The organism is Thauera terpenica 58Eu (genome assembly GCF_000443165.1).
Taxonomy (GTDB): Bacteria; Pseudomonadota; Gammaproteobacteria; order Burkholderiales; family Rhodocyclaceae; genus Thauera; species Thauera terpenica.
The window spans coordinates 29,222-47,445 of the sequence record NZ_ATJV01000048.1 but is presented as its reverse complement, the minus strand read 5'-3'; the positions used below and the strand labels follow the sequence as shown (position 1 = coordinate 47,445).

The 18,224-nt window shown below is 62.5% G+C and carries 20 protein-coding genes; 10 read left to right on the top strand and 10 right to left on the bottom strand.

Annotation, left to right across the window (positions count from 1 at the left end):
- Positions 1-82: 82 nt before the first annotated feature.
- Positions 83-1,681, bottom strand: coding sequence for a GMC family oxidoreductase (locus tag M622_RS27240; protein WP_021248779.1), 1,599 nt, complete (start codon positions 1,679-1,681; stop codon positions 83-85).
- A 244-nt stretch (positions 1,682-1,925) separates the two neighbouring features.
- Here M622_RS27240 and mobB point away from each other — a divergent pair, with 244 nt between their 5' ends.
- Genes mobB through moaE form a run of 4 tightly spaced genes read left to right on the top strand, consistent with a single transcriptional unit; the run spans position 1,926 to position 4,463 of the window.
- Positions 1,926-2,435, top strand: coding sequence for a molybdopterin-guanine dinucleotide biosynthesis protein B (mobB, locus tag M622_RS27235; RefSeq protein WP_031346567.1), 510 nt, complete (start codon positions 1,926-1,928; stop codon positions 2,433-2,435).
- Positions 2,432-3,637: a molybdopterin molybdotransferase MoeA gene (locus tag M622_RS27230; protein WP_021248777.1), complete on the top strand. Its 1,206-nt coding sequence runs from the start codon at positions 2,432-2,434 to the stop codon at positions 3,635-3,637. The genes mobB and M622_RS27230 overlap by 4 nt, the downstream gene beginning before the upstream one ends.
- 28 nt (positions 3,638-3,665) lie before the next feature.
- Positions 3,666-3,920 (top strand): molybdopterin converting factor subunit 1, encoded by a 255-nt coding sequence (gene moaD, locus M622_RS27225; RefSeq protein WP_021248776.1) that lies wholly within the window; start codon positions 3,666-3,668, stop codon positions 3,918-3,920.
- A 3-nt stretch (positions 3,921-3,923) separates the two neighbouring features.
- Positions 3,924-4,463 (top strand): molybdopterin synthase catalytic subunit MoaE, encoded by a 540-nt coding sequence (gene moaE, locus M622_RS27220; RefSeq protein WP_021248775.1) that lies wholly within the window; start codon positions 3,924-3,926, stop codon positions 4,461-4,463.
- A gap of 140 nt (positions 4,464-4,603) precedes the next feature.
- Here moaE and M622_RS27215 read toward each other — a convergent pair whose 3' ends face one another.
- The 4 genes from M622_RS27215 to M622_RS27200 all read right to left on the bottom strand — a co-directional run bounded on the left by M622_RS27215 (position 4,604) and on the right by M622_RS27200 (position 7,493).
- On the bottom strand, positions 4,604-5,110 hold the full coding sequence (locus M622_RS27215) for a phasin family protein (RefSeq protein ID WP_021248774.1): 507 nt from the start codon (positions 5,108-5,110) through the stop codon (positions 4,604-4,606).
- 257 nt (positions 5,111-5,367) lie between these two features.
- Positions 5,368-5,919 (bottom strand): TPM domain-containing protein, encoded by a 552-nt coding sequence (locus M622_RS27210; protein ID WP_021248773.1) that lies wholly within the window; start codon positions 5,917-5,919, stop codon positions 5,368-5,370.
- A complete protein-coding gene (locus M622_RS27205) occupies positions 5,920-6,840 on the bottom strand; it encodes a TPM domain-containing protein (protein ID WP_021248772.1) in 921 nt (306 codons plus the stop codon).
- Positions 6,841-6,863: 23 nt separating this feature from the next.
- Positions 6,864-7,493 (bottom strand): LemA family protein, encoded by a 630-nt coding sequence (locus M622_RS27200; protein ID WP_040830627.1) that lies wholly within the window; start codon positions 7,491-7,493, stop codon positions 6,864-6,866.
- Positions 7,494-7,751: 258 nt separating this feature from the next.
- Here M622_RS27200 and M622_RS27195 point away from each other — a divergent pair, with 258 nt between their 5' ends.
- Positions 7,752-8,084, top strand: a complete 333-nt coding sequence (locus M622_RS27195) for a DUF2249 domain-containing protein (RefSeq protein ID WP_021248770.1) — start codon at positions 7,752-7,754, stop codon at positions 8,082-8,084.
- A gap of 159 nt (positions 8,085-8,243) precedes the next feature.
- On the opposite strand, the gene ppk2 is transcribed toward M622_RS27195, so the two are convergent.
- Positions 8,244-9,452, bottom strand: coding sequence for a polyphosphate kinase 2 (gene ppk2 / locus M622_RS27190; protein WP_021248769.1), 1,209 nt, complete (start codon positions 9,450-9,452; stop codon positions 8,244-8,246).
- 227 nt (positions 9,453-9,679) lie between these two features.
- Between ppk2 and M622_RS27185 the strand changes: the two genes are divergently transcribed.
- Entirely contained in the window at positions 9,680-10,627 is a 948-nt protein-coding gene (locus M622_RS27185) for an alpha/beta hydrolase (protein WP_021248768.1), read from the top strand.
- Positions 10,628-10,635: 8 nt separating this feature from the next.
- On the opposite strand, the gene M622_RS27180 is transcribed toward M622_RS27185, so the two are convergent.
- Complete coding sequence (locus tag M622_RS27180; RefSeq protein ID WP_031346564.1) at positions 10,636-11,499, bottom strand: HDOD domain-containing protein; 864 nt, start codon at positions 11,497-11,499, stop codon at positions 10,636-10,638.
- 79 nt (positions 11,500-11,578) lie between these two features.
- On the bottom strand, positions 11,579-12,181 hold the full coding sequence (gene xpt / locus M622_RS27175) for a xanthine phosphoribosyltransferase (RefSeq protein WP_021248766.1): 603 nt from the start codon (positions 12,179-12,181) through the stop codon (positions 11,579-11,581).
- A gap of 338 nt (positions 12,182-12,519) precedes the next feature.
- On the opposite strand from xpt, the gene M622_RS27170 reads away from it, so the two are divergent.
- From M622_RS27170 to M622_RS27160, 3 genes are all read left to right on the top strand, one after another.
- Positions 12,520-13,647 carry a DUF3734 domain-containing protein gene (locus tag M622_RS27170; protein WP_031346562.1) on the top strand — a complete coding sequence of 376 codons (1,128 nt, stop codon included), beginning with the start codon at positions 12,520-12,522 and terminating at the stop codon, positions 13,645-13,647.
- Positions 13,648-13,691: 44 nt separating this feature from the next.
- Positions 13,692-14,474, top strand: a complete 783-nt coding sequence (locus M622_RS27165) for a 3-hydroxybutyrate dehydrogenase (protein ID WP_021248764.1) — start codon at positions 13,692-13,694, stop codon at positions 14,472-14,474.
- 83 nt (positions 14,475-14,557) lie between these two features.
- Positions 14,558-15,319, top strand: a complete 762-nt coding sequence (locus tag M622_RS27160) for a COG4705 family protein (protein ID WP_021248763.1) — start codon at positions 14,558-14,560, stop codon at positions 15,317-15,319.
- Positions 15,320-15,377: 58 nt separating this feature from the next.
- Here M622_RS27160 and M622_RS27155 read toward each other — a convergent pair whose 3' ends face one another.
- Positions 15,378-16,778, bottom strand: a complete 1,401-nt coding sequence (locus M622_RS27155; RefSeq protein ID WP_021248762.1) for a sensor histidine kinase — start codon at positions 16,776-16,778, stop codon at positions 15,378-15,380.
- Positions 16,765-17,442 (bottom strand): response regulator transcription factor, encoded by a 678-nt coding sequence (locus M622_RS27150; protein WP_021248761.1) that lies wholly within the window; start codon positions 17,440-17,442, stop codon positions 16,765-16,767. The genes M622_RS27155 and M622_RS27150 overlap by 14 nt, the downstream gene beginning before the upstream one ends.
- 170 nt (positions 17,443-17,612) lie before the next feature.
- On the opposite strand from M622_RS27150, the gene M622_RS27145 reads away from it, so the two are divergent.
- The gene (locus M622_RS27145; protein ID WP_021248760.1) at positions 17,613-18,188 is read left to right on the top strand and encodes an HdeD family acid-resistance protein; all 576 of its coding nucleotides are present in this window, start codon (positions 17,613-17,615) and stop codon (positions 18,186-18,188) included.
- Positions 18,189-18,224 lie beyond the last annotated feature (36 nt).

Genomic DNA, 18,224 nt, shown 5'->3' with positions numbered 1-18,224 from the left:
GCAGCGCGGCTCATCCGGTTTTCACCGCGCTTGAGCGGCGCCACCTGAATGCATGTAGCGCCGCGCACTCAGCGCTGGGGCCTCATGCGCCTTGCAGCAGCAGATCAGCGGCCTTCTCGGCCATCATGATGATCGTTGCACTCGGATCGCCGGTGGTGATGCGGGGCATGACCGACCCATCGACGACCCGCAGTCCCTCGACACCGCGAACCTGCAGCTTGTCATTGACCACCGCAAGCTCGTCCTTGCCCATCTTGCAGGTGCCGACCGCTTCGTAGTTCACGTTGCAGGTGTTGCGGAAATACTCATCGAGCTCGGCGTCGCTCCTGATCTGGGCCCCGGGCAGGTACTCGCGTCCGCGGTAGCGGTCGTAAGCCGACTGGGTAAAGATGTCGCGTGCAATTCTGACGCCGCGCCTGAGCACATCACGGTCGCGCTCTTCGGCCAGGTAATTGGCGTCGATGATGGGTTTGTCCATCGGGTTGGCGGAGCGCAAGCGCAGCTGCCCGCGACTTTCCGGTCGCGTCAGAATGACCAGATTGGTGACGCCATGCTCTTCCACGACTTCGCCATTGCCGGTGAGTATCGGTACCAGGTAGAACTTGAGATCGAGCTCGTCATGGCTAGGTGCGCCTGAGCGCAGGTAAGCCACCGCATCGGTGCTGTTGCCAGCCAGGGGGCCACCGCGGGTGAGGAGATACTGCAAGCCGGCCTTGGCCTTGACGAAATTGCTGCTCAGAAGCTTGTAGTCAGTGACCGGCAGGGGGCAGCTCATCTGCACGGAGGTGCCGACATGATCGTGAAGATTCTGGCCCACGCCCTTCAGATCGACGATGGGCTCGATCCCGACCGAGCGCAGATGATCCGCCTCGCCGATACCCGACAGCATCAGCAGCTGTGCCGACTGGAAGGTGCCCGCGCTGGAGATCAGCTCCCGCCTTGCATGGGCTTGTCGGGCCTCTGAACCCTGCAGGTATTCGACACCGATGACGCGCTTGCCGTCGAACAGGAGCTTCGTCACGTGCGCACCGGTTTCGATGCGCAGATTTGGGCGCTGCCGGACAGGCTTCAGATAGGCAACGGCGGTGCTGATCCGGCGTCCGCCCTTGATGGTGCGATCCGATGGGCCGAAACCCTCGGGCTTGGCGCCATTGTGGTCGTCGCTATAGGGAAAGCCCGCCTGCAGTGCGGCGTCCAGCCAGGCCTGCTGCGCGGGATTGGTGATTCTGGCCTGAGTCACCGGCAGCGGGCCGTCGCCGCCGTGAAACGCGGTCTCACCGTGCTCGTTGTTCTCGGCGCGCTTGAAATAGGGCAGCACCTCCGCATAAGACCAGCCGGAGTTTCCAAGGCTTGCCCACAAATCGAAGATCTCCGGTGCGCCACGGCTGTAACACATGCCATTGATCGAACTGCTGCCGCCCAGCACCTTGCCGCGCGCGTCGTTCAGGATACGATTGTTCAGGTGCTTCTGTGGCGCGGTCTGGTAATGCCAGCTGAACATGCCCCCCCGTATCATCGGCAGGAAGCCCGCAGGCATATGAATCAAGGGACTCTTGTCGGCGCCGCCGGCCTCCAGCAGCAATACCTTGTTGTGCGGGTCTGCCGAGAGTCGGTTGGCGAGCACGCAGCCCGCAGACCCCGCTCCGATAACGATGAAATCAAACTCAGCACGAATGGGCATGGTTGGTTTGGTCTGCCTTGATCATTGGAGAGCCACTCATTTTAACGCAACAAAAGTGGTGTTTGCGGGATATTAATCGACCGCGCCAGGAAGTCAAGGAAGCTCGGTGCTTGCGCGCTGCATGCAGGCTGCGCAGCCCAGGCGCTGCCTTCGCATGCTGCTGCCAGCCCGCGGACTGCGCTGGCTGCGGGGCTCTGTTGTATCCTTCACCCTTGTCCAATGCAGCCGTGGGTGTTTGCTCTCGATGAAAGTTTTCGGTTTTGCCGGTTGGTCCGGATCGGGGAAGACGACCCTTGTCGAACGATTGCTGCCCGAGTTTACCGCGCGCGGCCTGCGCGTGTCGGTGATCAAGCATGCTCACCATGGCTTCGATCTCGACAAGCCAGGCAAGGATTCATGGCGTCATCGTGAGGCCGGTGCCACTCAGGTATTGATGCTGTCCAGCGATCGCTGGGTGCTGATGCATGAGCTGCGCGGCGCACCCGAGCCCACGCTGGACGAGCAGCTGCTGCTGCTCGAGCCCTGTGACCTCGTTCTCATCGAGGGCTACAAGGCGGCCGCCGTTCCCAAGCTCGAGATCCACCGTCCGTCACACGGCAAGCCGCCGCTGTGGCCGGAAAGTCCACATGTGGTGGCGGTCGCGAGCGACGTTGGCGCTGAAGAGCTGGCGCCTGACTGCCCACTGCCCGTGCTGCCGATCAACGAGCCGGCACGCATCGCTGAATTCATTCTCGATTATCTGGATGCCCGATGAACGGTAATCTGCTTTCCTTCGACGAGGCCTATGAAAAGCTGCTCGGCTTCGTTCGTCCTGTGCGCGAAGTCGAGTCGGTGGACACCATGCTGGCCTGTGGCCGAGTGCTGGCGGCAGCGCTGCACTCCACGATCAGCCAGCCCACGATGGACAACTCGGCGATGGACGGTTACGCCCTGCGTGCGGCCGACGTGCCCGTTGCCGGCACCCGTCTCGCAGTGAGCCAGCGCATTCCTGCGGGCAGCGTCGGTCACGCGCTGCTGCCCGGCACGGCCGCTCGCATCTTCACCGGCGCGCCACTGCCGGCGGGGGCCGACACCGTGGTGATGCAGGAGCTGTGCGAACACGACGGCGATCATGTCGTCATAAACACTGTGCCTACGCTGGGTGAGGCCGTGCGCCGCAAGGGGCAGGACATTGGTGTGGGCGAGGAGGTGCTGCCAGCTGGCGTGCGCCTTACGCCCCAGGCGCTTGCGCTCGCTGCCTCGGTGGGCGCCGCGCAGCTGCCGGTGTATCGGCGCCTGAAGGTGGCGGTGTTCTCCACCGGCAATGAGCTGGTGATGCCGGGCGAGCCGCTGCCACCGGGCGCAATCTACAACTCCAATCGCTTCTTGCTGCGCGCGCTGTTGGCGGATCTGGGCTGCGCAGTCGAGGACTTTGGCATCGTGCCCGATCGTCTCGATCTTACTCGCGAGGTGTTGCGTCGTGCCGCCGAAGGGCATGACCTCATCCTCACCAGCGGCGGCGTGTCAGTGGGCGAAGAAGATCATGTCAAGCCGGCAGTCGAGGCGGAAGGCCGCCTCGACATGTGGAAGATCGCCATGAAGCCAGGCAAGCCGCTGGCCTATGGGCGTGTACATGCCGCGGCCTTCATCGGCTTGCCGGGAAATCCGGTGTCCAGTTTCGTAACCTTCCTGCTGCTGGTGAGGCCCTTCGTGCTCGCCAGCCAGGCTTGTACGGAGGTGGCGGCGCAGTCCATGATGTTGCGTGCCGAGTTTGATTGGCCGCGGCCTGATCGGCGGCGCGAGTTCCTGCGCGCACGCATGAACGCGAGCGGGGGGATCGAACTCTTCGCCAATCAGGGCTCGGCGGCACTTAATTCGACAGTGTGGGCAAACGGTCTGGTGGACATCCCGGCAGGAACAACGGTGAAACGGGGCGAGATGCTGCGCTTCCTGCCTTACGGCGGTCTGCTGCATTGAACTGGGTGATGGAAAAGGGTGATCAGTGATGAGTGTGAAGCTACTTTATTTTGCCAGCCTGCGTGAAGCGCTGGGTCGGGCGAGCGAAGAGCTCGGGTTGCCGCAGGGCGTGGCCACGGTCGGGGCCTTGCGCGCCCATCTTGCCGCACGCGGCGAGGCGTGGGCCGCGCTGGCCGAAGGCCGCAATGTGCGTGCGGCCGTCAATCAGCACATGGTTGGGGCCGATGGCGCGGTGCAGGCGGGCGACGAGGTTGCATTCTTTCCGCCGGTTACAGGGGGCTGAGTGATGTCCGAGCGGAACAGTTTTCATGCCCGCGTGAGTGTGCAGGAAGCGGATTTTGATGTCGGTGCCGAAGTGGGCAGCTTGCACGGCGGCAGCGGCCAGGTAGGGGCGGTTGCGAGCTTTGTCGGCCTGGTGCGGGATATCAACGAAGGTGACGGGGTCACGGCGATGACGCTGGAGCACTATCCGGGTATGACCGAGAAGGCGCTCGAGGAGATCGTTGCCCAGGCCAGAGAGCGCTGGGCGCTGCTGGGCGTGAGCGTCATCCATCGCTTTGGCCGCTTCGTGCCGACAGATCGCATCGTGTTCGTGGGCGTGGCCAGCGCACACCGCGGTGAGGCCTTTGCGGCCTGCGAATTCATCATGGACTACCTGAAGACAAGGGCGCCATTCTGGAAGCGGGAGGAAACGCCAGCTGGTGCACGTTGGGTGGACGCACGTGACAGCGACGATTCGGCAGCGGCGCGCTGGCAAACAGCGGGTGGTGAGCACGCTGCTGAGAGTGACGAATTGAGCTGGGAGGAGGTCGAGCGCAGGCGCTGACAAGGCGCAGCCCCGCTGCGACCGGATCGCCGTCGATGTGTGGGCGCGTTCGGCTGGGGGGCTGAGGGGCCGGGTTCACAAAAAAACGGCGCCGTCAGGCGCCGTTGGTGACTGCAGGGGCGATGCCCTGGTAGCGGGTATTACTTGCGACCCTTGCCGCCCTGCGGATTGAAGGCCTGGAAGGCTTCAGTCGAGGCACGGGTCATCTGCTCGAAAGCCGAGCGCGTGGTGTCCATCGCGGTCTGCATGGCGCCCATGGCGTTCTGATCCGAAATCGGCATGCCCTTGAACATCTTCTGCATGGCTTCGAACATGTCCTGGCTTCCGCTGGTCAGTTGCTCGCCCACCAGCTTGCCGAATTCAGCCTGGGTGGTGGCGGTGATTTCGGCGATTTCACGGGCGCAGGCCAGCATCTTTTCGGTGGTGGTCTGAGCGTAGTTGGCGCGCAGGTTCATCATGTCCTTCGGATCCTTGACGGTGGACATGGCCTTGGCGTTATGCACACCTTCCTCGAACAGGCTCTTTGCCGCCGTCACCTGGATTTCCATGATGCGCTGCGAGTTCTCGATCGAGAGCTGAGCGAGGCGCATGGCGGCCTCAAGGTTCTTCTTTTGAAGTTCGTTGAACTGCTCTTGCTTGTTGGCCATAGTCGATCCCCTCTCACGATTTGGTTTGTCTGGAATTCTGCAAGGCGTCTCATGCCCGTGTCTCGGGCATTGCGCAAGCTTGAAGGGAGCTGTCGCCCTTCCTTCCGCCTCAGTTCCGACAATACCACAGCATTTTTTTCGTCGCGTTCAAATCACGGGTTTGAGCGCCAAAACAGGGGTTTATTGTTGCGATGCAGCAACACCCATAAGGATGATATTTGCCGTTCCTGGAAGCGGCCTGAAGCCAGGCTTTGGCGTCAGCGCACCACAGGGCGGTCCGGCAGAGCCTCGTGGCCCTGATTCGCGGCCGAGGCGCTGGCCGGAAAATGCTGCAGCAGCAGTGAGTGCACGCCGGCCAGTGCCTGCTCCAGGCCTTCCACGAGCTGCCCCGCGCGCAGCGCCACGCTGGCCGCATCCACCAGCGTTTGCCATGTGTGTGCGGGCACCCTGTCTGCCAGCCCGCGATCAGCCAGGATCTCGATGTGGTGCTCGGCGAGCGAGACATAGATCAGCACGCCGTTGTTGTGCGCAGTGTCCCACACGCGCTGTTTGCCAAAAGTGGTGAGCGCGCGGTCGCGCAACACCGCCTCGATGGCTTCGCCGTGCGCGACATTGCGCCACAGGTAGCGCAGTGGCAGGCTGGCTTCGATGCAAAGGCAGATCTGAGCGCTGTGCTGGCGTTCGCTGGCGCCGACCTGGGTCTCGAGTCGGGCCAGCCCGGTGGGCCCGAGCGCGCGCTGCGCATCATCGGCATCCAGCCACAGGTGACGCAGGAGTCGGGTCAGACGGTTCAGGGTCAGGCGGCTCATTCACCACCTCCCCGAGGCGCCGCCGCCACCGAAGCTGCCGCCGCCGCCGGAGCTGAATCCACCTCCGCCACCTCCGCCACCGCCGCGGCCGCCGCCCCAGATCACCGGCCCGCCGCCGCGGTGAAAGCCTCCTGGCCCGCCTCGACCGCCGCCGCCACCGATGCCCAGTACAAGCACGAACACCAGCGCCGCGCCACCCGCGAGCAGCCCGATCAGCAGGCTGCCGGTCAACAGCTTGACGACGAGGCCAGCCGCGCCACCCGTTGCCGCCGCGCCCAGCTTGCGCCCCAGGATGCCGCTCAGAAAGGCGCCGACCACCGGCACCGCGATGAAGAGAAAGGCGCCGAGATCCTCGATTGAAAGCTCATTGGCGGGCGCAGTCTGTGCCGGCAGCGGCAGCTCCTCGCCGCGGATGCGCGCCATCAGCGCGTCCACCCCTGCGTTCACGCCGGCCTCAAAGTCGTTCTGGCGGAAGGCGGGGGTGATCAGCCGATCGATGATCTGGTAGGCGGCCAGGTCGGGCACCGCACCCTCGAGCGCGCGTGCCACCTCAATACGCACGCGGCGGTCATCCTTGGCGACGATCAACAGGATGCCGTCGCCGATCTCGCGCCGCCCGATCTTCCAGTTGTCGGCGACACGATGGGCGTAGGCAGCGATGTCCTCTGGTGCCGTCGTGGGCAGCATCAGCACCACGATCTGGCTGCCGCGCTCGGCCTCGAAGCGGGCGAGTTTCTGTTCGAGTGCCTGAAGCTGGGTCGCATTCAGCGTCGCGCTGCGGTCGATGACGCGCGCGCTGAGTGCCGGCACAGGCTGCACGGGCTGAGCCTGGGCGTCTGTCACCCACAGCAGCAAGAGCAGACCGAAGACTGCGGCGAGCAGGCGCAGCCAGGGCAGCAACTGCAGCGCGGGTGTCCTCATCGCTGTGCTCATGAGCAGGGCGCTCACTGCTTGCCCGGGGACTGCCCGGCGCCGCCAAAGTCGACCTTGGGTGGGGTGGAGATCTCAGCCTCGTTGACCACCGTGAAACCTGCCTTGGGTGAATAGCTGAAGATCATCGCGGTCAGGTTGGTGGGGAAGCTGCGCGCCAGCACGTTGTACTGCTGCACGCTGTCGATGTAGCGGTTGCGCGCCACGGTGACACGGTTCTCGGTGCCCTCGAGCTGCACGCGCAGGTCCTGAAACGCCTGATTGGCTTTCAGGTTCGGATAGTTCTCGGACACCGCGAGCAGACGTGAAAGGGCGCCACCCAGTTGTCCTTGTGCCTGCTGGAAGCGCTCCATGGCTTGCGGGTCGTTGAGCGTCTCCGGGCTCACCTGGATGGCGGTGGCGCGTGAGCGCGCTTCGATCACGCGCGTGAGCGTTTCCTGCTCGAAGCTGGTTTCGCCCTTGACGGTTTCAACCAGATTGGGGATCAGGTCGGCGCGGCGTTGATACTGGTTCAATACCTCTGCCCAGGCGGATTTGGTCTGTTCATCCAGGCGTTGAAAGTCGTTGTAGCCACAACCGCTCAGGGCCAGCGTGGCGCTGAGAATGACAATGGCGGGGGTGAGTCCGGAAAGGCGTGAGAGCATCATGAAGACTCCAGCAAAAGCGCGGATTGCAGGGGTGGACGGTCTGCGCGCACTCTATCAGCGCGGCGCAAAGTGGAGCGCCGGCTGCGCGGCGTCCCGGCGTGGTGAACAGGGTAAAGCCGGATCCATGTCGCCTTGATCAGCTTGCCCTTTTTGTTCTTGCTCAAGTTTTTTTTCCCGAATCATCCTTAGCATTCTTCACATTGCGTCGCCGGCCGCAAGCAAAGTCCGGAGCCCGATATCAAGGAACTTCTTTCCATGTTGAATTCTGCCGTTCATGCCTTTGACGCCCGCGGCGTCGCCAAGCGCTTCCGTCACGCTGCCATCTTTGGCGCTCTCGAGTCTCTCGAGGACGGCGAGACCATGCGCTTCGTGAATGATCATGACCCCTTGCCGCTGCTTGGCCAGATCGAACAGCGCTACGGCAAGCAGGTCGGTATCAGCTACGTTGTCCGTGAGCCGGGCAACATCGTCATCGACTTCCGCATTCAGGCCGGAGCAAGCGCAGACACGGCTGCCGCCGCGGCGGTCGCAGCGCCCAAGACCGGCGGTAGTTGTGGTGGTGACGGCGGATCCAACTGCTGCGGCTGAGCCCGCAACAGGCCTGAGTTCGTAACAGGCCTGAATCCGGATGCAAGCAAGGCGATCGAAAATCGCGTCCTCAGCGGACTTATTCGATCGCCTTGCGCATTTCTGCGCTCTGCGCCGCGTCGTCTGTCTCCTGCTTGAAGTCATTCGGCCGGGGATGGATCAGAGCGGCACCATTGCGTCCTTTTCGCCGCGCTCATAGACCACGTTGGCACGACCCACCAGCAAGGGGTCGAGTGCGCCGATAAGGTCGATGCCCTTGTTGGCGTAGGGCAGCTTGTGCAGGACGTAACGCATGGCGTTGAGGCGCGCGCGCTTCTTGCAGTCAGACTTCACCACCGTCCATGGCGAATCGGCGGTGTCGGTGTAGAAGAACATCGCCTCCTTGGCCCTGGTGTAGTCGTCCCACTTGTCGAGTGAGGCGAGGTCGATCGGTGACAGCTTCCACTGCTTCAGCGGATGGCTCTCGCGTTCCTTGAAGCGGCGACGCTGCTCCTCGCGACTGACCGAGAACCAGAACTTGATCACGTGGATGCCGCTACGCACGAGGTTGCGTTCAAACTCCGGCACCTGGCGCATGAACTCGTTGTATTCGTCAGGCGAGCAAAAACCCATCACACGCTCGACGCCCGCGCGGTTGTACCAGGAGCGGTCGAACAGCACGATCTCGCCAGCGCTGGGCAGATGCTGGATGTAACGCTGGAAGTACCACTGCCCGCGTTCGGTGTCGCTGGGTTTTTCCAGGGCCACCACGTGCGCGCCGCGTGGATTGAGGTGCTCCATGAAGCGCTTGATGGTGCCACCCTTGCCGGCTGCGTCACGGCCTTCGAACAAGACCACCACGCGCTGGCCGGTCTCCTTCACCCAGGCCTGCAGCTTCAATAACTCCACCTGCAGGCGATATTTCTGCTTCTCGTAGGCCTTGCGTGACATCAGGTTGCGGTAGGGGTAAGCACCGCTGCGCCAGTCCGCGGACAGCTCGTCGTCGGGCGGGTGTTTGCCCCCACCGTTAAGTTTGGCGTCGACCTTCATCAGCGCGCGGCGCAGCATGTGAACGTCATCGGGCGAAGCGCCGGCCAGGATGGCGTCGAGCGCCTCCGTCGCGCTGGCGGGATTCTTGCTGCGATTCTCGCTGCTTTCGCGGCACAGGATGTCGACCAGCGCGACGAGCTTCGAATCCTGCGCGCCCGCCGTCGCCTGTTCGACTTCGAAGGCCTCGATGCCCTCAGCGCTCAGTTCGGGCGCGACATCGCCCTCTTTTGCGCTGCGTTTGCGTCGGCTCGCGGCAGTCGTCGCGCGCTTGCGAGCGGTGCCATCGACCTTGCCTTCAGGTGGCGTCGCCCTCCCGGCCTTGTTTTTCTTTTGCGTCATCTGCAGTCTCCATGGCGTCGATTGCCTGCTTCATTTTAATCCTCGACGCAGCTCAGGCCTGTCGATCGGATTCGACAATTGAAGACAAAATGTGTGCAATCGACGAACGCTCCTGGCCATGCATGAACACACGCCGCCATCGTGGGTGGGCAGCGCCGTTGCCGGAAGGCTAGAATTGCGCCCCCGATACTGATGACGGTACGCACCCCCAGCGCGCCCTGTAGAACATGCCTTTGAGTCCCGCCGCCCGTTCCCTGCTCGACATGGCCTACCGTGTCGGAGCGCCAAGGTTTCAAGATCTGTCACCCGAACAGGCGCGTCATTCGTTTCAGAAGCTGCAGTTCGCCTTTCGCCCCGACGCTCCCGCGGTGGCGTCCACCACCGAGGTGCCGATGGCCAGGGCCGACGGCAGCGCCTTGCTGGCGCGACTCTATCGCCCGCTTTCCAGCCAGCCGCAGGACGTGCTGCCGCTGCTGATCTACTTTCATGGCGGCGGGTGGTGCGTGGGCGACGTGGCGAGTTACGACGTGTTGTGTCGCCAGCTCGCGAATGCGTCCTGCTGCGCGGTGCTGTCAGTGGATTATCGGCTGGCGCCCGAGCACCCCTTTCCGGCAGCCCTTGAGGATGCGGCCTTCGCGTTCGACTGGGCCATTACGCATGCCGACCTGCTCGGCGTCGATGTCAAGCGTATTGCCCTGGGTGGCGACAGCGCCGGTGGCAACCTGTCCATCGTCACCGCCTTGTCGCTGCGCGCTGCGCCGATCGAACCGCGCTTCCTGCTGCTGCTGTATCCGTCAACCGAAATCAACAGCACGCGCGCTTCGCGGCAGCGTTACGGCGAAGGCTATTTTCTCGACTTCGGGACCTTGCAGTGGTTCTTCGAGCACTACCTGCCTGCGGGTCAGAGCGAAGACTGGCGCGCCTCGCCGATGCGCGCCGCGTCGCTCGCGGGCTTGCCTCCGGCGTTCGTGCTCTCCGCCGAGTTCGACCCGCTGGTCGACGACTGTGCCGCGTTCGCGCAGCGCCTGCATGCGCAAGGCGTGGACGTGGAGTACGTGCAGATCGACGGCGTGCTGCACGGCTTCATCACGCTCGGCAAGCTGTTTCCGCAGGCCGAACAGGCGATCCAGGCCGCAGCCGCAGCGCTCGCGCGTGCCCTCGCTGCGCCCGGGTGAGGACCGTTTCAGCTGGCGCTGACGGCGGTGAGCATCTGCTGGCGGGTGAGGCGTGCGGCCTCGAGCAAGGACTCGAACTCCACCCGGCCCGCAGCGCCCAGGCAGGCGTCAAGCATTTCGGGTCGGTTCCTGATGCCAAGCAGATCGGCGAAGGGATTGGGGGTTTCGGCTGCAAGCGTGGCAAGAAAAATGATGTCGGACAGCTCGCGCGGTGGCCACTCGGTGCTGCCATCGGCGCAGATTTCCACCGCGTCCACAATCTCTTCGGGTAGCTCGAAGGCTTCGAGTACGGCACGCTTGACTGGCTCGTCCCACAGCATGACGAACTCGGCAAAGTGCACGAGCTCGCCTTCGAGCGCAGGGTAGTCAGTGGCCTTGGCGAGCAGATAGAACTGCCCGATGCTGACCATCAGCCCGCTCAACAACGCGGTGTCGGCGTTGCCCCGTTCCAGGTGGCGCGAGAAGGCATAAGCCCAGGACGCGACATCGATCGAGTGCATCCACAAGCCCGACGCCACCAGCCGCATCTGGCGCGAGCGGTGGTCGCGTTCAAGCTGGTCGGCGGCGACTGCAAAGGCAAGGCAGCGCAGCGTGGACGAGCCTATGCGCGAGACCGCTGCCGACAGGTTGGTGATTTCCTTCTGGTAGGGATTGAGCAGCAGGCTGTTGGCCATGCGCAGCACTTTTGCACTGAGCAGGGGCTCGGCGCGGACGACGGCTGCGAGCTCATTGAGCGATGAATTGGGATCGTCAGCGAGTCGCTTGATGCGCAGGGACAGATCGAAGACGGTGGGGAAATTGATCTGACCACCCTTCAACTCGGTGTCGATGTCGGCCGCGAACGCCTTGATCTGTTGTTCGAAATCTTCCATGGTCTGCATACCCTTAAAGCGTTGGCGTCAGTGTAGCGATTCAGCTGCCGCGGTCGGCAGCAATTTGACACGACTCTTGTCAGTCTGCGGGCTGCGTCAGCAGTGCGCGACCATTTTCCAGTGCTTCCACCTGTGCCAGGGTCGCCAGCGGCACACCCAGTGCCTCGATGGCAGCGTGGCCTTGCTGGAAGCGTTTTTCGACGATGAAGCTCGCGCACAACACCTGCGCCCCCGCCTCGCGCGCCATCTCGATGAGCGCGACCGCAGTGCGACCGTTGGACAGAAAGTCATCGACGATCACCACTCGATCGCTCGGCACGATGTAGCGCTGCGACAGCACCAGCTTGGTCTCACCACCCTTGGTAGGCGACGGAATCACGCGTGCGATCGCGGGAGACTCCACCTGCGGCGCGTATTTCTTCGCATATACCAGTGGTATGTCCAGCGCCTGGGCGACGACCAGCCCCGGTGCAATGCCGCTGGCCTCGGCGGTCAGAACCACGCTGGGTTCAAACTGCGCCAGCCGGCGTGCCAGCTCCCCGCCCATTTCGGTGATGAAGCGGGGCTCGATGCGGTGATTGAGGAAATGGTCGATCTTCAGCACCTGATCGCCGATCACGGTGGCTTCCGCTTCGATGCGGCGCACCAGCGGGGCATAGGGTGCGCTGAGCTTGATGTTCATGCCTGAGATCCAAAAACGAAAACGCCCCCTGGGCTGGGGGCAGGAGGTCGAATTCTAGCGCACAGCGGGGCACGGTTTCGTGCCGGAGAGGCTGTCTGTCGGGGCGGCAAGGTGAGGCGATGATTTGTCGCCCCGATGACACCTCGAACCGGGCCCTGATGCAATCAGATGTTCAGAGGTGACCGGGGTGGAGCAGTGAGCGCCCGCAGAGCATCTCCACGACAGCGCTTGAGCGCGCGGCCCCATGCTTGTCACAAATGTAAGGTTCGGGAAAAAGGCAGGCGCCATCGAAGGACTATCTTTCCCTCGTCGAAGCGAAAACGATGAAGGAGTGGGTGATGCCCAAGATGGAACAGACGGTATTGGTGCTGCAAGGCGGTGGTGCACTCGGTGCCTATCAGGCCGGCGCGTCTCAGGTTCTGGCCGAAGGTGGATTTGATTTCGACTGGGTCGCAGGCATCTCGATCGGGGCGATCAATGCAGCGATCATCTGTGGCAACCCACCGCATCAGAGAGTCGGACGCCTGCGCGCATTCTGGGAGTGCGTGAGTTCCTCGCTCGCCTTCACACCCTGGTTGTGGGGCTCACGGTCGCGCAGCACATTCACCGAGTTCGCCGCGGCGCAGGTCATGGCAGCAGGCGTTCCGGGGTTTTTCACCCCACGCTCGCCGTTGGCGTTCTGGCCGCTTGGCGCAACACAGGCGCTGAGTGTTTACGACACATCACCCTTGAAAGAAACACTCGCTGAGGTGGTGGATTTCGCTTATCTGAACGATAAGGGGCCACGGATCAGTGTTGGCGCGGTCGACATCGAAACGGGAAATTTCGCCTATTTCGACAGCAGCAAGATGCGGATCGATGTGCGTCACATCATGGCCAGCGGTGCCCTTCCGCCAGGTTTTCCACCGGTTGAGATCGATGGGCGCTTTTATTGGGATGGCGGCCTGGTGTCCAACACCCCTTTGCAATATGTGATGGAGAACGTAGGCGCCGATCCGGTTTGCATCTTTCAGGTCGACTTGTTCAACGCTCGCGGCGATATCCCCGAAAACCTGGTCGACGTGGAGCAGCGTGAAAAGGACATCCGCTTCTCCAGCCGTACGCGCCTGACCACTGATCGATTCAGGCAGTTGCACGACATCCATGGCGCTGCCACGCGCTTGGCCGCGAAACTCCCCAAAGCGCTGCAAGCGGATCCCGACCTGGCCTTTCTGTGTGCGACCGGCCCTGAATGTCCGGTGACGCTGGCGCATCTGATCCATCGCAAGGAGGGCTTCGAGAGCAACTCGAAGGACTATGAGTTTTCGCGCCTGTCCATGACCGAGCACTGGGCGGCCGGCATGGCGGATGCGAAACGGACCATTACGCATGAAGCGTGGAAATCCCGTCAGATCGGCATGGACGGCTTGCAGGTCTTCGATCTCGGTGCCAAGCCATCACGAAAGCGATCGTCGGCGCTGGCGTGAAATTGGCTAGGCCTCAATTCAAACGCGGTAAAAGGAGCTGAAAAATGAATCTCAAGGACAAGGTGTGCATCATCACTGGCGCAGCCAGCGGGATCGGCTACGGGATCGCGACGCGCTTCGTTGCCGATGGTGCCAAGATCGTCATTGCCGATCTGAAGCTCGGCCTTGCGCAGCAGGCGGCTGATGCACTTACAGCCCAAGGCCCGGGCGTAGCCATGGCGGTCGAGATGAACGTGACCGACGAGGCGCAGGTGAACGCGGGCGTTGCGCAGGTGGTCGAAAAGTGGGGTCGGATCGACGTTCTGATCTCCAACGCCGGCATACAGATCGTGCACCGGCTGGAAGATTTTCCCTTCAACGAATGGAAAAAGCTGCTCGCAATCCACCTCGACGGTGCCTTTCTGACCTCGAAAGCCTGCCTGCCGCACATGTACAAGGCGGGGTCGGGCTCCATCATCTTCATGGGATCGGTGCACTCAAAGGAGGCCTCGCCACTGAAGTCGGCCTATGTCACGGCCAAGCATGGCCTGCTCGGCCTGGCGCGTGTGATCTCGAAGGAAGGGGCCGAACATGGCGTGCGCGCCAACGTGATCTGCCCCGGCTTCGTCAACACGCCGCTGGTCGAAAAGCAGATTCCGGAGCAAGCCAAGGATCTGGGGATTTCCACCACGGAAGTCATCAATCACGTGATGCTGGGCGAAACCGTCGATCATGCCTTCACCACGATCGAGGACGTGGCTGAAGTCGCCCACCTCTTCGCCGCCTTTCCCTCCAATGCCCTGACCGGCCAATCCCTGGTCGTCAGCCACGGCTGGTACATGAACTGAATCCGCTCGAAAAAAACCAGGGTCGGGGCCGGGCGCGCGATCCGCTCGCTCTGGTTCCGGCCCTGCAATGGAAGGAACTGCGAATGCTATCGTCCAACACCCACACCCTGAACAAGATCGCCGAAGTCACGCTCGCCTTCTGGGTCATCAAGATCGTTGCCACGACGCTGGGCGAAACGACCGGTGATTTCATCGCCCAAACCCTCAGCCTCGGCTATCTCGTCGGGCTGGGGGTGACGGGCGCTCTTTTCCTGGCCTTTCTGCTTCCTCAAGTCAGTGCAAGGAAATACCATCCAGCCCTGTTCTGGGCCGCCATTGTCGGCACCACCACGATGGGTACGGAGATTTCGGATTTTCTGGATCGGACGCTGCATGTCGGCTACCTCGGTGGGTCGATCCTGCTCAGCGCTGGTTTGTTCACCACCCTGTTCGTGTGGTTCCGGCGCGAGGGGCATCTCAAGGTCGACGCCATCGTGCGCAGGGATGTCGAGATCCTGTTCTGGATTGCGGTGCTGTTTTCCAACTCTCTCGGCACGGCGTTCGGCGACTGGCTCGTTGACGGCCTGGGTCTGAGCTATCTCGGCGGCGCGCTGGTTTGCCTCGGTGTGATCGCAGCGGTGCTGGTCGCCCACTACACGAAGGTGATGAATGAAGTGGCGGTGTTCTGGGTTGCCTTCGTCTTCACCCGACCCTTTGGCGCGACCTTCGGCGATCTGCTCACCAAGCCCCTGGCGAAGGGAGGCCTGAATCTTGGCACCTACAATGCTTCATTCGTCTGTCTTGTGCTGATTGTGGCGCTTGTTGTGTTTGAGATGCGGCAGCATCGCAAGGCTCGCATCGCCTGAGCGCAGCGGCCGAGCGGTGAAGCCGACAGCAGCAGAATTTCGAGGTGATGGCCTTGCTTTACAGTGCGACCGAAATCGTGTTCGTGCGGAGAAAGGACACCACGACACGCAGGCCAGGTGCATTGTCCGACAGCGTGACACGGGCGCCATGGCGCTCTGCAATCGCCCGCACCAGCGCCAGCCCCAGCCCGCTGCCGGGTTTGCTGCGACTGGGGTCGAGGCGATGGAAGGGCTCGAACACGGCATCACGGGCCAGCTTGGGAATGCCGGGTCCTGAATCGCTGACGATCAGATGGATGTGATCCGCGGTGTGGTCGATGCTAAGCCCAATGCGGTTGTCGTCGCCACCATGAGTCACGGCGTTCTCAAGCAAGTTGACAAGCAGCTGTTGCAGCATGGTGGCGTCACCCATGACCATCGTGCTTTCCCTGACCGGGCGCGTGTAGACAAAGCGCTGTCCCTTGTCTTCAGCCACCATCTGATAGGTCTCTGCCAGATCGTCCATCAGGGCGCCCAGATCGAGCTCGGCGAAGGTCGCACCGTCCGCGCCGCCCTCGATGCGGGCGAGACGCAGGAAGGTGTCGAAAATTCCGTTCATCCGTTCGAGCTCGGCCTGGGTGTCCTCAATTTCAGCGCGCGGATCCCGCCCTGCCTCGAACTGTGTCAGGGCGCGCCCGAGCCCGAGATAAGCGCGCGCGAGTGGTGACTTGAGATCGTGAGCAATGGCAGCGGCGGTGACGCGGGTCGAGACCATCAGGTGCGACAGCGTGTCGAGATGGGCGTTGATGCGTTCAGCGATGCGGTCGATCTGGTCCTTGTCTGACGACAAGTTTGTGCGTGCGCTCATGTCGCCGTCCGAAATCCGCGCAAGCGTGGTCTCGAGCTGTTCAAGCTTGTACTGGCTCTTGCGGCTGAAAAAATAGCCTGCGCTCAGCATTGCCAGGACCACCACAAAACCCGATATGGCCAGGGTGCGGAAAGTGGCACGCTTGGTGAGGGCCAGACGGTCGGTGCGTTGACCGACGACCAGGGTGTGGCCACCGAGGAGGGCGCTGCGATAGAGATAGGTGAAGTCGCGCTCGCCAGTCTGGATCGGCGTGGCAGCACCCGACACGGCCAGCGCGGCCTCGTGCCAACCGGGTGCGTGCGGACGTTCGAGAATGTTGCCGGCGATTGGGGTCCCCGCGGGGTCGAACAGGCCGACGACCCCACGTCCCTGCGCGGTGAACAGGGTGGCGTTGGCTATCAGTTCGGCAACGGCGGCGATGTCCTTGTCGCCATAGTCGGCCGCGAACAGATCCCATCGCGTCCTCACGTCGTCGCGCAACTCCTCGGTCATGCTGCGCTCGACGTAGCCATGGGTCACCACCCCAACCGTGATCAGCACGACCAGAAAAACCAGCGCCGACATCAGGACCGCCGAGAACGCGGCCCCTGAAAGGACGTTACCGCGGTCCATGCATCGAGTATCCGGTGTTGCGGATGGTGTGGATCAGGGCGGTATCGAAGGGTTTGTCGATCTTGCTGCGCAAGCGACTCATGTGCGTCTCGACCACCGTTGTGTTGGGTTCGAAGTTGAAGTTCCAGACACGTTCCAGCAGCATCGTGCGCGTCACCACGCGGCCCGCGTTGTGCATCAGGATTTCAAGCAAGGCGAATTCCTTGGCGTGGAGCTCGATCAGCCTGCCCTGGCGGGACGCGGTGCGTGAGAGCAGATCGAGATGCAGGTCGTGGACGTCGAGTGCGTTCGTTTCCGGCGTCTCGAGCTTGCGCCGTGTAATTGCTGCGACGCGCGCCAGAAACTCGGAAAAATGAAAGGGCTTGACGAGATAATCGTCACCGCCCGCCGAGAGCCCTTCCACCCTGTCATCAATCTGCCCCATGGCGGTGAGAAACAGAACCGGCACGTCCTTGCGCGCCGCCCTCAGCGCCTTGAGAACCGACAGCCCGTCCATCCCCGGCATCATGCGGTCGAGGATGACGATGTCGCAGGTCTGGTAGAGGCAATAGCTCAGGGCTTCGCGTCCGTCAGTCACATGATCGACGCTGTGGCCATTCTCGATCAATCCGGCGCAAAGGTATTCGGCCATTTTCAGATCATCTTCGGCCAGCAGGATTTTCATGGGGGCACTCCGTGTGTTCGGGGAAGGTTACGCATCGGCTCCGGTTTCAACCAGCTTTTCTGCGAAGCTTGCGCAAACGTAAGCTTGGGGTGAGTTTCGTGTCCGATCGGGAGCGTAGAACGGTCAGACCGGACGGTCATCAGGGCCGACCGACAGCGGAGAAACCTCAAATGCGTACCCTGGATCACCCTTCAAGAGGCGCGGTCCTCAAGCCGCCTTTCCTGCGGTATGGCATCGCGAAACGCTTCAAGGGCATCGGTATCGTCTTTATCGTGATCGGGGCGATTGCCATTCTTGTGCCGGCTTGGGCGACGCTGGCCGGAGAGCTTCTGATCGCCTGGATGCTGAGCTTGTGGGGTGCGGCTGGCCTCTGGTTTGCCTGGGAAATGCGCGCCGCACAGGAAGGGCGCTATGCCGCTGTTGCGTTCGGCGCGACCTTTCTCCTGGGGCTCCTCTTTTTGCTGTACCCCAGCGTGGGCGTTGAAGCGCTGACGGTCGTGATGATGGTGGTTTTCCTGATGGAAGGGATCGTCTCCATCCTTCTTGGTCTGCGGATGAGCGCAGGCCTGCACAACTGGGGGTGGATGATCTTCAGCGGGCTGTGTTCGCTGATCCTTGGTGCCATCATTCTTGCTGGATGGCCACAAACGGCGGTGTGGACCCTGGGTCTGCTTCTGGGGCTGAATTTCTTGTCGACCGGGATTTCGCTGCTCATGCTGGCACGCGCCGCGAAAGACACTGCGTGATGACAAGCCCCTCTCGTGCACTGTGGCGATAGCACT

Bases quoted from the DNA above. Each gene is read 5' to 3' on its own strand.
- M622_RS27240 (WP_021248779.1), bottom strand. From the start codon at position 1,681: ATGCCCATTCGTGCTGAGTTTGATTTCATCGTTATCGGAGCGGGGTCT.
- mobB (WP_031346567.1), top strand. From the start codon at position 1,926: ATGAAAGTTTTCGGTTTTGCCGGTTGGTCCGGATCGGGGAAGACGACC.
- M622_RS27230 (WP_021248777.1), top strand. From the start codon at position 2,432: ATGAACGGTAATCTGCTTTCCTTCGACGAGGCCTATGAAAAGCTGCTC.
- moaD (WP_021248776.1), top strand. From the start codon at position 3,666: ATGAGTGTGAAGCTACTTTATTTTGCCAGCCTGCGTGAAGCGCTGGGT.
- moaE (WP_021248775.1), top strand. From the start codon at position 3,924: ATGTCCGAGCGGAACAGTTTTCATGCCCGCGTGAGTGTGCAGGAAGCG.
- M622_RS27215 (WP_021248774.1), bottom strand. From the start codon at position 5,110: ATGGCCAACAAGCAAGAGCAGTTCAACGAACTTCAAAAGAAGAACCTT.
- M622_RS27210 (WP_021248773.1), bottom strand. From the start codon at position 5,919: ATGAGCCGCCTGACCCTGAACCGTCTGACCCGACTCCTGCGTCACCTG.
- M622_RS27205 (WP_021248772.1), bottom strand. From the start codon at position 6,840: ATGAGGACACCCGCGCTGCAGTTGCTGCCCTGGCTGCGCCTGCTCGCC.
- M622_RS27200 (WP_040830627.1), bottom strand. From the start codon at position 7,493: ATGCTCTCACGCCTTTCCGGACTCACCCCCGCCATTGTCATTCTCAGC.
- M622_RS27195 (WP_021248770.1), top strand. From the start codon at position 7,752: ATGTTGAATTCTGCCGTTCATGCCTTTGACGCCCGCGGCGTCGCCAAG.
- ppk2 (WP_021248769.1), bottom strand. From the start codon at position 9,452: ATGACGCAAAAGAAAAACAAGGCCGGGAGGGCGACGCCACCTGAAGGC.
- M622_RS27185 (WP_021248768.1), top strand. From the start codon at position 9,680: ATGCCTTTGAGTCCCGCCGCCCGTTCCCTGCTCGACATGGCCTACCGT.
- M622_RS27180 (WP_031346564.1), bottom strand. From the start codon at position 11,499: ATGGAAGATTTCGAACAACAGATCAAGGCGTTCGCGGCCGACATCGAC.
- xpt (WP_021248766.1), bottom strand. From the start codon at position 12,181: ATGAACATCAAGCTCAGCGCACCCTATGCCCCGCTGGTGCGCCGCATC.
- M622_RS27170 (WP_031346562.1), top strand. From the start codon at position 12,520: ATGCCCAAGATGGAACAGACGGTATTGGTGCTGCAAGGCGGTGGTGCA.
- M622_RS27165 (WP_021248764.1), top strand. From the start codon at position 13,692: ATGAATCTCAAGGACAAGGTGTGCATCATCACTGGCGCAGCCAGCGGG.
- M622_RS27160 (WP_021248763.1), top strand. From the start codon at position 14,558: ATGCTATCGTCCAACACCCACACCCTGAACAAGATCGCCGAAGTCACG.
- M622_RS27155 (WP_021248762.1), bottom strand. From the start codon at position 16,778: ATGGACCGCGGTAACGTCCTTTCAGGGGCCGCGTTCTCGGCGGTCCTG.
- M622_RS27150 (WP_021248761.1), bottom strand. From the start codon at position 17,442: ATGAAAATCCTGCTGGCCGAAGATGATCTGAAAATGGCCGAATACCTT.
- M622_RS27145 (WP_021248760.1), top strand. From the start codon at position 17,613: ATGCGTACCCTGGATCACCCTTCAAGAGGCGCGGTCCTCAAGCCGCCT.